Source organism: Pseudomonas sp. GW821-FHT03C07, from assembly GCF_059420925.1.
Genome location: NZ_JBWKUQ010000022.1, coordinates 97,005 through 109,249, shown reverse-complemented (window position 1 = coordinate 109,249; position 12,245 = coordinate 97,005). Strand labels below are relative to the sequence as shown.

9 protein-coding genes are annotated in these 12,245 nt (G+C 62.5%); 7 read left to right on the top strand and 2 right to left on the bottom strand.

Annotation, left to right across the window (positions count from 1 at the left end; translation table 11 throughout):
- The first annotated feature begins 207 nt into the window (after window positions 1–207).
- Window positions 208–1,095 carry an EamA family transporter RarD gene (gene rarD / locus AC07VG_RS28955; RefSeq protein ID WP_495003357.1) on the top strand — a complete coding sequence of 296 codons (888 nt, stop codon included), beginning with the start codon at window positions 208–210 and terminating at the stop codon, window positions 1,093–1,095.
- 216 nt (window positions 1,096–1,311) lie between these two features.
- Here the strand turns inward: rarD and AC07VG_RS28950 are convergent, their stop codons facing one another.
- Window positions 1,312–1,833: a glycine cleavage system transcriptional repressor gene (locus AC07VG_RS28950; protein WP_495003356.1), complete on the bottom strand. Its 522-nt coding sequence runs from the start codon at window positions 1,831–1,833 to the stop codon at window positions 1,312–1,314.
- A gap of 422 nt (window positions 1,834–2,255) precedes the next feature.
- Between AC07VG_RS28950 and AC07VG_RS28945 the strand changes: the two genes are divergently transcribed.
- Window positions 2,256–4,433 (top strand): malate synthase G, encoded by a 2,178-nt coding sequence (locus AC07VG_RS28945; RefSeq protein ID WP_495003355.1) that lies wholly within the window; start codon window positions 2,256–2,258, stop codon window positions 4,431–4,433.
- Window positions 4,434–4,504: 71 nt separating this feature from the next.
- Here the strand turns inward: AC07VG_RS28945 and AC07VG_RS28940 are convergent, their stop codons facing one another.
- The gene (locus AC07VG_RS28940) at window positions 4,505–4,948 is read right to left on the bottom strand and encodes a response regulator (protein ID WP_495003354.1); all 444 of its coding nucleotides are present in this window, start codon (window positions 4,946–4,948) and stop codon (window positions 4,505–4,507) included.
- A gap of 252 nt (window positions 4,949–5,200) precedes the next feature.
- Between AC07VG_RS28940 and AC07VG_RS28935 the strand changes: the two genes are divergently transcribed.
- The 5 genes from AC07VG_RS28935 (at window position 5,201) to AC07VG_RS28915 (ending at window position 12,054) form a co-directional block, all read left to right on the top strand.
- A complete protein-coding gene (locus AC07VG_RS28935) occupies window positions 5,201–7,135 on the top strand; it encodes a putative nucleotidyltransferase substrate binding domain-containing protein (protein ID WP_495003353.1) in 1,935 nt (644 codons plus the stop codon).
- Window positions 7,132–7,839 carry a 3'-5' exonuclease gene (locus AC07VG_RS28930; protein ID WP_495003352.1) on the top strand — a complete coding sequence of 236 codons (708 nt, stop codon included), beginning with the start codon at window positions 7,132–7,134 and terminating at the stop codon, window positions 7,837–7,839. Before AC07VG_RS28935 ends, AC07VG_RS28930 begins: the two co-directional genes overlap by 4 nt.
- 80 nt (window positions 7,840–7,919) lie before the next feature.
- Window positions 7,920–8,438, top strand: a complete 519-nt coding sequence (locus AC07VG_RS28925; protein WP_495003351.1) for an RNA polymerase sigma factor — start codon at window positions 7,920–7,922, stop codon at window positions 8,436–8,438.
- Window positions 8,435–9,415 (top strand): FecR family protein, encoded by a 981-nt coding sequence (locus AC07VG_RS28920; RefSeq protein ID WP_495003350.1) that lies wholly within the window; start codon window positions 8,435–8,437, stop codon window positions 9,413–9,415. The genes AC07VG_RS28925 and AC07VG_RS28920 overlap by 4 nt, the downstream gene beginning before the upstream one ends.
- Before the next feature lie 230 nt (window positions 9,416–9,645).
- On the top strand, window positions 9,646–12,054 hold the full coding sequence (locus AC07VG_RS28915; RefSeq protein WP_495003349.1) for a TonB-dependent siderophore receptor: 2,409 nt from the start codon (window positions 9,646–9,648) through the stop codon (window positions 12,052–12,054).
- Window positions 12,055–12,245 lie beyond the last annotated feature (191 nt).

Genomic DNA, 12,245 nt, shown 5'->3' with positions numbered 1-12,245 from the left:
TATGGGGTGCTCAAATCAGGCGTACCGTTTGACCCAAACATCGCGCTTGCGCGATGAGGGTCAAGACGGTATCTACATCCAATCGCCCTCCAGTCAAACCCGGAACCTGTAGGAGCTGGCTTGCCAGCGATAGGGCCATCAGCCCCACTACACCAACCAAGCCCCCCAATAACGACAATCAGTCAGCAGCCCAAGAAAGGACTCTGCATGCAAGCCGCCAACCCGCGTCGCGGGTACATCCTCGGCCTCAGCGCCTACATCATCTGGGGCCTGTTCCCGATCTACTTCAAAGCCATCGCCGCGGTACCGGCCGTCGAGATCATCATCCACCGCGTGCTCTGGTCCGCCCTGTTCGGCTCCCTGCTGCTGCTGGTCTGGAAACACCCGGGCTGGTGGCGCGAACTGCGCGACAACCCGCGCCGCCTGGCGATCCTGGCCCTGAGTGGGACCCTGATCGCCGCCAACTGGCTGACCTACGTCTGGTCGGTCAACAACGGGCGCATGCTCGAAGCCAGTCTGGGTTACTACATCAATCCGTTGGTCAACGTACTGCTCGGCATGCTGCTGTTGGGCGAACGCCTTCGCCGCCTGCAATGGATCGCCGTCGGCCTCGCCGCCGTGGGTGTGGCGCAGCAGGTCTGGCAAGTTGGCAGCCTGCCCTGGATCTCGCTGGTGCTGGCGCTGACCTTCGGTTTCTACGGGCTGATCCGCAAACAGGCACCGGTCAAGGCCCTGCCGGGGTTGGTGGTGGAGACCTGGATGCTGGTGCCCATCGCCCTCGGCTGGCTGTTGCTGAATCCGCTCGCCACCAGCGCCCAGGCCGAATTCTGGAGCACCTCGCAAGCCTGGTGGTTGATCGCCGCTGGCCCGGTCACGCTGATCCCGCTGGTGAGCTTCAACGCCGCGGCGCGTCATCTGCCCTACACCACCCTGGGTTTCCTGCAATACATCGCGCCAACCCTGGTGCTGCTGCTGGCCGTGCTGCTGTACGACGAACACCTGACCGCCAGCAACCTGATGGCCTTCGTGTTTATCTGGACAGGACTGGCGGTGTACAGCGTCGATGCCTGGCTCAGCCTGCGCAAGCGCAGCTGATCAAAAAACACACAAAAGCCTGCAAGCTTTGTTCTACCTGGGCTGCAGGCTTCTACCCCAAGGTTATCCACAAGCCGGTCCACGGCGTTTGTGCACAAGCCCTTGAAACTGCTCGTTTTTTGCTCAGTGCCTGGAAAGCCCCGGCCGGCCTGGCCGAGGGCCGGATCTCCCCAGGTTATCCACAGGCCCGTCCCCGTTAAAACTGGATAACCCGCCTCAGTCTTCGTCGCTGCGCAACATCAACTCCACCATCAGTTCATCGGCCAGGGTTTCCAGGCACGACTGCAAGGCTTCCAGCGGCAGGTCCAGGGGCACCGCCAGGATCGCCTCGGCATGAAACAGCGGATCGCCGCTCATCGGCGCGGGGCTTACATCGGTCACCAGTTGTTCCAGATTGATGCCCTGTTCAGTCAGCAGGCGGGTGATATCCCGCACGATGCCCGGGCGATCATTGCCCACCAATTCCATCGCGATGGGTTTCCACTGGCCAGGCGTTTCGCCGCCGCCGGGAATCACCTGGACCTGAATCCCTTGGCTGCCAAGCGCCTGGAGCGCCTTGATCAGCGCGTCATGGCTCTGGGCCGGCGCCTCGACCCGAACAATCCCGACAAACTGCCCGGCCAAGCCCGACATCCGGCTTTCAAGCCAGTTGCCGCCATGCTCGGCGATGCACAGAGCAATCTGTTCGACCTGGCCGGCCTTGTCGGGTGCGAATACAGTCAGTACGAGATGGTCCACGGGATAGCCCTCTGGTTGGTTGATCCAGTATAGGCACTGCCCCTGTCGGCCGCCGTACGCCGATTGCGATAAGGCCACCAAGAAAAATCGTGTACGATTTTTATATTTATCTGGAACAATTCATACATTTCTTGAGAACATCAACGCCCGCGGCATGACCAGGCAGAACCCACTGGTCGCGAAACGACGTATTTAGTCTAATTTTCACAACCGCAATGCATCATGTAGTATGCGCCAGCAAGCACTACATAACGCTGCAACGACATCTGCCCGAGTGCCTGCGAAAGCACGCAAAGCCCTGCCCGCTCGCGTTGGCGGGGTTCGCCCAGCCGCCTGCAAGGGCATGTTCTGGTACTGTGTCTAGAGAAGCACGCAAGGCTTTAAACAGAAGAGCTGAATAGCTGAGCAGAGTGAGGCAAGCAATGACTGAACACGTTCAAGTCGGTGGCCTTCAGGTCGCCAAAGTCCTGTTCGACTTCGTGAACCACGAAGCCATTCCCGGTACCGGTCTGACCGCCGAGCAGTTCTGGGCCGGCGCCGACAAGGTCATTCATGACCTGGCACCGAAGAACCAGGCCCTACTCGCCAAACGCGATGATTTCCAGGCCCGGATCGATGCCTGGCACCAGTCCCGGGCCGACCAGGCCCACGACGCCGTGGCTTACAAAGCCTTCCTGCAAGACATTGGTTATCTGCTGCCAGAAGCGCCGGACTTCCAAGCCACGACCCAGAATGTCGACGACGAAATTGCCCGCATGGCCGGCCCACAGCTGGTGGTGCCGGTGATGAACGCGCGTTTCGCCCTCAACGCCTCGAACGCCCGTTGGGGCTCGCTGTATGACGCGCTCTATGGCACCGATGCCATCAGCGAGGCGGACGGCGCGGAAAAAGGCAAAGGCTACAACAAGGTCCGTGGCGACAAGGTCATCGCCTTCGCCCGCGTCTTCCTCGACGAGGCCACGCCCCTGGCCGCCGGCTCCCATGTCGACTCCGTGGGCTACAAGATCGTCGACGGCAAACTCGTGGTCAGCCTCAAAGGCGGCAGCAACACCGGCCTGCGCAACGATGCCCAGTTGATCGGCTTCCAGGGCGATGCCGCGGCACCCAGCGCGATCCTGCTGAAAAACCACGGCCTGCACTTCGAAATCCAGATCGATGCCAACAGCCCCGTCGGCCAGACCGACGCCGCCGGCGTGAAGGACCTGCTGATGGAAGCGGCCCTGACCACCATCATGGACTGCGAAGACTCGGTCGCCGCCGTCGATGCCGATGACAAGGTGGTGATCTACCGCAACTGGCTCGGCCTGATGAAGGGTGACCTGGCGGAACAGGTCGCCAAGGGCGGCACCACCTTCACCCGGACCATGAACGCCGACCGCCGCTACACCGCCGTCGACGGCAGTGAATTGAGCCTGCACGGTCGCTCGCTGCTGTTCGTGCGCAACGTCGGTCACCTGATGACCATCGACGCGATCCTCGACAGCCACGGCAACGAAGTGCCTGAAGGGATTCTCGACGGCCTGCTCACCAGCCTCGCGGCGATCCATAGCCTCAACGGCAACAGCGTGCGCAAGAATAGCCGCACCGGCTCGGTCTATATCGTCAAGCCGAAGATGCACGGTCCGGAAGAAGCGGCGTTCACCAACGAGCTGTTCGGCCGCATCGAAGACGTCCTGAACCTGCCGCGCAACACCCTGAAAGTCGGGATCATGGACGAAGAGCGGCGCACCACCGTCAACCTGAAAGCCTGCATCAAGGCCGCCAGCGAGCGCGTGGTGTTTATCAACACCGGCTTCCTCGACCGCACCGGCGACGAAATCCACACCTCCATGGAAGCCGGCGCCATGGTGCGCAAGGCGGCGATGAAGGCCGAGAAATGGATCGGCGCCTACGAGAACTGGAACGTCGATATCGGTTTGAGCACCGGCCTGCAAGGTCGCGCCCAGATTGGCAAAGGCATGTGGGCCATGCCCGACCTGATGGCAGCGATGCTCGAACAAAAGATCGCCCATCCACTGGCCGGCGCCAACACCGCCTGGGTACCGTCGCCCACGGCGGCCGCGTTGCACGCGCTGCATTACCACAAGGTCGACGTGTTCGCCCGCCAGGCCGAACTGGCCAAGCGCGCGCGGGCTTCGCTCGACGATATCCTGAGCATCCCGTTGGCGAGCAACACCGACTGGTCGGCCGAGGACATCCGCAACGAACTGGACAACAACGCCCAGGGTATCCTCGGCTACGTGGTGCGCTGGATCGACCAGGGTGTCGGTTGCTCGAAGGTGCCGGACATCCATGATGTCGGCCTGATGGAAGACCGCGCCACCCTGCGCATTTCCAGCCAGCACATCGCCAACTGGCTGCGCCATGGCGTGGTCACCCAGGACCAGGTCATGGAAAGCCTCAAGCGCATGGCCCCGGTGGTCGATCGGCAGAATGCCGGCGATGTGCTGTACCGCCCGCTGGCCCCGGACTTCGACAGCAACATCGCCTTCCAGGCGGCGGTCGAACTGGTGATCGAAGGGACTAAACAGCCCAACGGCTACACCGAGCCGGTGCTGCACCGTCGGCGTCGCGAGTTCAAGGCCCGTAACGGCCTGTAATCCCGCGCTGAAAACAAAAAGCCCTGATCGGTAACGATCAGGGCTTTTTCATTCCAGGCATCCTGCTGCGCCTACACCACCATCCCCAGCTCACGCTTGACCAGCCGCAGCAAATGCGTGGTATCGATGGGCTTGAGCAGAAAATCCACCACGCTCAAATGCATCGCATCAATCGCATCGCGCACATCGGCATTGCCGGACACGATGATGATCGGCAGCGCTGCCCGCTCCGAGCCGCGCACCTTGCGGATCAGATCCAGCCCATCATCGGCCATGCGCAAATCAGTGATCAGCAGACCGATGCCGCGGTTGGACTCCAGCAACGCAAAGGCGGCCGCGCCACTGGCGGCGGTCACACAGTGGATATCGTGCAGGGCCAGGATTTCCGACAGCAACTCCCGGGCATCCTGGTCGTCATCGACGATCAGGACCCGCTGATACGACAATTGCGGCGCCTGCATTACCTGCAAAATGGCCTCGCGCTCGGCATCGCTCAAAATATCGTGGTCGGACATACGGCTCTCTGGTATCCCTTAGCAATCCAATTCCCTAGCACAGTGCTCAGACATCGCTAAACGGATGCTCAATGTGCACTTCGTCGGAAAGTTTTCCAAGTCGATATTTGTTAAGAATCTGCTTATTCAACTGTAGGCCATTTCACAAACCTAGACTTACGTCCAATGGGCACCCGGGAAGCGGGGGCCGACCATGCTTGCAACAGCGAGTCTTCGCCCTTCTGACAACGGACAAAAAAAGCGGTAGCGCTCATGAGCAAAGCGGATGCATTCACCCAGGCCGGGAAGACCGCGGTGTTGCAAAACATCCACGGTACCTTGCAGTTCCTGCAACGATTCCCGCCCTTCAACCAGATGGAGAACGCCCATCTGGCCTATCTGGTCGAGCAGTGCCAGCTGCGTTTCTACGGCACCGGCGAGAGCATCATCAAGCCCACGGATGGGCCGGTGGAGCACTTTTATATCGTCAAGCAGGGCCGCGTGGTCGGTGAACGCCCGTACACCGCCAAGGACGGCAGCGAAACCGTGTTCGAAATCACCAGCGGCGAGTGTTTCCCCCTGGCGGCGCTGCTGGGCGAGCGGGCCACCCGCACCGCACACCTGGCCGGCGAAGACACCTTCTGCCTGCAATTGAACAAAGCCGCGTTTATCAAGCTGTTCTCGTCCTCCGAGGTCTTTCGCAACTTTGCCCTGCGCAGCGTCAGCAGCCTGCTCGATCTGGTCAACCAGCAGGTCCAGCGCCAAGCCGTGGAAACCCTCGGCACCCAATACTCGCTCAATAGCCGCCTGGGCGAACTGGCGATGCGCCACCCCGTGACCTGCAGTCCGGACACCCCGCTGCGCGAAGCGGTGAGCCTGATGCACGAGCAACAGGTCGGCAGCATCGTCGTGGTCGATGGGGCCAAGGCCCCGGTCGGCATCTTCACCCTGCGTGACCTGCGTCAGGTGGTGGCCGACGGTGTCCAGGACTTCAACCTGCCCATCGACCGGCACATGACCCAGGCGCCCTTTGCCCTGACCCCCGACCACAGTGCCTTCGACGCCGCGATTGCCATGACTGAACGGCACATCGCCCACGTTTGCCTGGTCAAGGAGCAGCGCCTGTGTGGCGTGGTCTCCGAACGCGACCTGTTTTCCCTGCAGCGGGTCGACCTGGTGCACCTGGCGCGCACCATCCGCAGCGCCCCGCGGCTGGACAGCCTGATCGCCATTCGCGGCGAGATCGGCCAGTTGGTGGAGCGCATGCTGGCCCACGGCGCCTCGTCGACCCAGATCACCCAGATTATCACCCTGCTCAACGATCACAGCGTCTGTCGGGTCATCGAACTGACCCTGGCCGACAAGGGCGACCCGGGCGTACCGTTCAGTTGGCTGAGCTTCGGCAGCGAAGGCCGCCGCGAACAGACGCTGTACACCGACCAGGACAACGGCATCCTCTTCGAGGCCCGCGACGCCGCCCAGGCCGCCGAGATTCGCGGCAAACTGCTGCCCCTGGCGCAGCAGATCAACCAGAGCCTGGCGCAGTGCGGCTTCAGCCTGTGCAAGGGCAATATCATGGCCGGCAACCCCGAGCTGTGCCTGTCGCGGGCCGAATGGGCGCGGCGCTTCGCCGCCTTTATTCGCGAGGCCACGCCGGAAAACCTGCTGGCATCGAGCATCTATTTCGACCTGCGGGTGGTCTGGGGCGAGGAACAGGGTTGCCAGCAACTGCGCCAGGGCATTCTCGCCCAGGTCGCCGACAACCGGCTGTTCCAGCGCATGATGGCGGACAATGCCTTGCGCCAACGCCCACCGGTAGGGCGTTTGCGCGAGTTCGTACTGAGCCGCAACGGTGGCGACAAGGCCACTCTCGATCTGAAAGTCCAGGGACTGACCCCGTTCGTCGACGGCGCCCGCCTGCTGGCGTTGGCCAATGGCATCGACGCCGGCAACACCCTCGAACGCTTGCGCCAGCTGGTGGCCAAGGAAGTCATCGAACGCCTCGATGGCGCGGCCTATGAAGAGGCCTATCACTTCATCCAGCAGACCCGTCTGCAACAGCATCAACTGCAAACCCGGCACAACCTGCCGTATTCCAACCGGGTTGACCCGGACAGCCTCAACCAGCTGGACCGGCGCATCCTGCGTGAAGCCCTGCGCCAGGCCCAACGCCTGCAAAGCAGCCTGGCCCTGCGGTATCAGCTATGAGGCTGTTTTCCTGGCTGAGGAGCAACGAGCCAACCCTCGATGCCGCGACACAGGCGCGACTCAGGCAACTGCCGGCCGCCGAGCCCCTGGGCGAGTGCTCGCTGCGGGAGCAGCGCTGGATTGTCGTCGACCTGGAAACCAGCGGCCTGAACCTGAACCGCGACCAGGTGCTGTCCATCGGCGCGGTGGTCATCGAAGACGGTGCCATCGACCTGGGGCAGTGCTTCGAACGAACCTTGCTGCGCCCCGGGCAGAGCGTCAATCCCAGCGTGCTGATCCATGGCCTCGGCCCGAGTGCCCTGGCCGCCGGCAGCGATCCGGCGCAGGCGTTGCTTGAATTCATGGAGTTCGTCGGCGATAGCCCGCTGCTGGCGTTCCATGCACCCTTCGACCAGCACATGCTGGCGCGCGCGCTGAAGGACAGCCTCGGTTACCGCCTGCAACATGCGTTTCTCGATGTCGCCGATATCGCGCGGTTGTTGTGCCCGCACGCGACCCTGCGCGAAGCCGGACTGGACGACTGGATCGACTATTTCAAGTTGCAGGTGCAAGAGCGCCATCACGCCAGTGCCGACGCCCTGGCCACCGCCGAACTGGCACTGATCCTGTTCAGTCGGGCACGGCAGCAACAGATCCACAGTCCGTTGAATCTGCAACAGCGTTTGGGCCAGTGGAAACGTCGTCGGCAGAGCCCCTCCTTCTAGTTGTAATTGCGCCTCTTCCTATGCCCTGACACAATCGCGAATAATTCTCGTTAGTTTAAACTTTTTATCGGTGATGTCCGTTGTCGTCAGTCCGAAGCCCCCATCATGCCCTTGTCGGCGCGTTGTATCGCGACCATCGCAGCTGGCTATTGGCTTGGCTGCGCCGCAACATTGCCTGCCCGCAGCGGGCCGAAGACCTGAGCCAGGACACCTTCGTCCGCCTGCTGGGTCGCGACGAACTGAACACCCCACGACAACCCCGGGCCTTCCTGGTGTCCATTGCCAAGGGCCTTCTGTTCGATCACTTCCGCCGCGCCGCGCTGGAACAGGCCTACCTCAGAGAACTGGTGCGGATCCCGGAAGGCGAACAACCGTCCCCGGAAGAACAACACCTGATCCTCGAAGACCTGCGAGCCATCGACCAGCTGCTCGGCAAGCTCTCAAGCAAAGCCCGCGGCGCGTTCCTCTACAGTCGCCTGGACGGCCTCGGTCATGCCGAGATCGCCGAAAAGCTCGGGGTTTCCGTGCCCCGGGTGCGCCAGTACCTGGCCCAGGGCATTCGCCAGTGCTATATCGCGCTGTACGGCGAGCCGACATGACCCCATTCAGCGCCAGGCCGGTGTCCACCCGCGTCCTCGATGCCGCGATTGCCTGGCAGTTGTGCCTGGACGCCGGTGGGCACAACACGGTGGAACAGGCCGAGTTCGAGAAATGGCATGCGGCCCATGAAGAACACGCCCGCGCCTGGTCGCAATTGGGCATACTCGACCAACGCTTCAGCGGCACCAGCGGCCCGGCACGCGGTGCCCTGTTGAAATCCCACGACAGCGTTCGACAGCGGCTGCGCAAACTCGGCAGTGGCCTGGCCAGTGTGATGCTGGCCTGCGGTCTGGCACTGTTCCTCGGCCACCGTTATCTGCCCATCGATTACTGGCTGGCCGACCAGCGCACCGCCACCGGTGAGCAACGCACCCTGCACCTGGTCGACGGCACGCTGATCCAGCTCAATACCCACAGTGCGCTGGATGTACGTTTCGATGAGAAGACTCGGCGCATTGTCCTGCGCGATGGCGAAATCCTGATCGAAACCGGGCATAACGATACCCGGCCGTTTATCGTCGAAACCGATGAAGGACGCATGCGCGCGCTGGGTACACGTTTCCTGGTCAAGCGCGAGGACGACGGCACGCTCTTGAGCGTCCTGCAATCGGCGGTGGCCGCTCATCCGCAGGCCGCTGCCGACGAACAGATCCTGCATGAAGGCCAGCAAGTGCTGATGCGCCGCGACGGCCTGGGTCCGCTGCAGGCCCTCACCCCCGGTGCCGATGCCTGGACCCGGGGCATGCTGGTGGTGGACAACGTCCGCCTGGCCGACATGCTCGAGGAATTGGGTCGCTACCGCCCTGGTCATCTGGGCGTCGACCCGAAAGTCGCCAACCTGCGGATCACTGGCAGTTTCCCGCTGCACGATACCAATCTGGCGCTAACCGCGTTGCTGCCGACCTTGCCGGTACAGATCGCACGGCATACCCAGTGGTGGGTGACGGTGCAGGCCAAGGCCGACACCAAGCCCTGATACGCCTTGGAATACGTCCCCACCTTGTAGGAGCCGGCTTGCTGGCGATGAGGCCCTTGAGTCCTGCGGTGTATTCGCGGACGCCATCGCCAGCAAGCCGGCGCCTACAAGGTCGGTGTTCGCCCCTGCCACCGATGTGAATCTAAATTATTTTCAATCAGCCCTATCACTTCCAGCGTTTCGTCCGGCCCATAGGCATTGAGAAATTTTTCCATTCAGGAACCCGCCCTATGTCCCGCTCGCTCGATACCTGGCTGCGCCCCAGTCTCCTCGCCGTCGCCATTGCCCTTGGCGCCCCACTGCTCAGCCCGACGCTGGTCGCGGCCGAACAGACTTCCAACGTGCATGCCTACAACCTGCCGGCCGGGCCGCTGGGTTCAACCCTGAGCCAGATCGCCAGCCAGGCGGGCCTGGCCCTCAGCCTCGACCCGGCGCTGGCCTCGGGCAAGACTTCGGCACCGGTCAAAGGCCAGTTCGATGCCATCACCGCCCTGCACACCGCTCTCGGCGGTACCGGTCTGCAATTGCTCCAGAGCAGCGCCGGGACCTACACCCTGATCGCGATCCCGAGCGGCGTCGTGGCCTTACCGGAAACCACTATCACTGGCCAGGGCATTGCTGAAAGCGCCTGGGGCCCGGTCGAAGGCTATACCGCCATGCGCACCGCCGCCGGCACCAAGACCGATACGCCGATCGTCGAAGTCCCACGCTCCCTGTCGGTGATCACCCGCCAGCAGATGGACGACCGCAGCGTGCTCAACCTCAACGACGCGCTGCGTTATGCCGCCGGCGTCACCAGCAGCGGTTATGGTTCCGACTCCCGGGCCGACTGGCTGCGGATTCGCGGCTTCGACCCGACGCAGTTCCTCGATGGCCTGCCCCTGCCCAAAGGCTCCTACGCCAACCCGAAAGTCGAGCCCTGGAACCTGGAGCGCATCACCGTACTGCGCGGCCCGGCGTCCTCGGTCTACGGCCAGACGCCTCCCGGTGGCATGCTCGACATGCTCAGCCGCCGCCCGCAGGCAGAAAGCACACACGAGATCGAACTGCAGGCCGGCAACAACGACCACAAGCAGATCAACTTCGACAGCAGCGGAAAAATCGATGACGAAGGCCGCTTTCTCTACCGTGTCAGCGGTGTCGTGCGCGACAGCGGCTCGGCCACCGAGCATATCCCGGACGAGCGCTACAACATTGCGCCGAGCCTGACCTGGAATATCGACGACGATACCCACCTGACCCTGATTTCCCAGTACACCCACGACAACACCGGCATCACCGGGCAGTTCCTGCCCCTGCAAGGAACAAAAATCGACTCGCCCTTTGGCCCGATCTCCCACAGCAAGGACCTGGGAGACCCGAACTGGGAGTTCTACCACCGCACCTATTACGCCCTCGGCTATGCCTTCGATCATCGCCTGAACGATATCTGGCAGTTCAAGCAGAACCTGCGCTACACCAAGAGCGAACTGCACTTCCAGGGCCTGACCGTGGCCAGCGGCGCCAACGCGGTCGACGCCGACGGCAACATCGGCCGCTCCGCCGGTATCGTCAACGAAGACATCGCCCAGATCGCCGTGGACAACAACTTCCAGGCCGACTTCCAGACCGCTGCTCTGACCCATACGCTGTTGCTAGGCCTGGATCACCAACGCTCCGACACCGACTACCGCTGGCAGTACGGTACGGCGCCGGGCACCAATGTCATCCGGCCCATCTACGGCCAGAATTTCTCCAATATCCAGTACTTCGACCTATACAACTACAACCAGAAGACCGACCAGACCGGCCTCTACGCCCAGGACCAGATCAGCCTCGACCAATGGCGCCTGACCCTCGGCGGACGGGAGGACTGGGTCCATACCGGCACCACCTTCAACAATAACAATGGTGTCACCAGCACCCAGCGCGACAGCGCCTTCAGCGGCAATGCCGGCCTGAGCTACGTCTTCGACAACGGCATTACGCCCTACATTTCCTATACCGAGTCCTTCCAGCCGGCCGCCGGTGCCAACGTCAGCGCCACCCGCTCGCTCAAGCCAACCCAGGGTCGCCAATACGAGACCGGGATCAAGTATCAGCCACCCGGCAGCAGGACCCTGCTGACCGCCGCCGTGTACGACCTGCGTCAGAAGAACGTCTCGATCACCGAGAACAGCATCACCAGCCAGATCGGAGAAATCAAGGCCCAGGGCCTGGAACTGGAAGCCACCGCCGACGTCACCGACAACCTGAAGCTGGTGAGCGCTTACAGCTACACCGAGACCAAAATCCTCAACGGTGACGACAAGGGCAACCGCGTACCGCAGATTCCTCGCAACCAGGCGACCTTGCGTGGCGACTACACCTGGCATGCCGGGGTACTGGACGGCTTTGGCGTCGGCGCGGGGGTTCGTTATGTGGGTGACACCTATGGCAATCAGAGCAACACCGCTCTGGGCCATGTCGGCGCCTACACCATCTATGACGCCTCGGTGCACTACGACCTCGGTCGCCTGGGCCAAAGCCTCAAGGGAGCTTCTCTGGCCGTGGACGCCAAGAACCTGTTCAACAAGGACTACCTCGCCACCTGCGACGGCTACTGGTGCTACTACGGCGACGAACGCAGCGTGGCCGCCAGCGTGAACTACAAGTGGTAACCGCACCCGCGCACGCCTTGATCACGCGGGCCACCTGAAACACCGCGGACCTGTAGGCGCCGGCGTGCTGGCGATGAGGCCCCTGAGCCTTGCAGCGCCCATTCGGACGCTATCGCCAGCAAGCCGGCTCCCACAGATTTTGCGGCGTTTCCCATGTCCCACTTGCTTAGCTGAACAACCTTGAGGCAAGC

What these genes read in the sequence shown, in the direction of transcription:
- rarD (WP_495003357.1), top strand. Translation starts at nt 208, where the DNA reads ATGCAAGCCGCCAACCCGCGTCGCGGGTACATCCTCGGCCTCAGCGCC.
- AC07VG_RS28945 (WP_495003355.1), top strand. Translation starts at nt 2,256, where the DNA reads ATGACTGAACACGTTCAAGTCGGTGGCCTTCAGGTCGCCAAAGTCCTG.
- AC07VG_RS28940 (WP_495003354.1), bottom strand. Translation starts at nt 4,948, where the DNA reads ATGTCCGACCACGATATTTTGAGCGATGCCGAGCGCGAGGCCATTTTG.
- AC07VG_RS28935 (WP_495003353.1), top strand. Translation starts at nt 5,201, where the DNA reads ATGAGCAAAGCGGATGCATTCACCCAGGCCGGGAAGACCGCGGTGTTG.
- AC07VG_RS28930 (WP_495003352.1), top strand. Translation starts at nt 7,132, where the DNA reads ATGAGGCTGTTTTCCTGGCTGAGGAGCAACGAGCCAACCCTCGATGCC.
- AC07VG_RS28920 (WP_495003350.1), top strand. Translation starts at nt 8,435, where the DNA reads ATGACCCCATTCAGCGCCAGGCCGGTGTCCACCCGCGTCCTCGATGCC.
- AC07VG_RS28915 (WP_495003349.1), top strand. Translation starts at nt 9,646, where the DNA reads ATGTCCCGCTCGCTCGATACCTGGCTGCGCCCCAGTCTCCTCGCCGTC.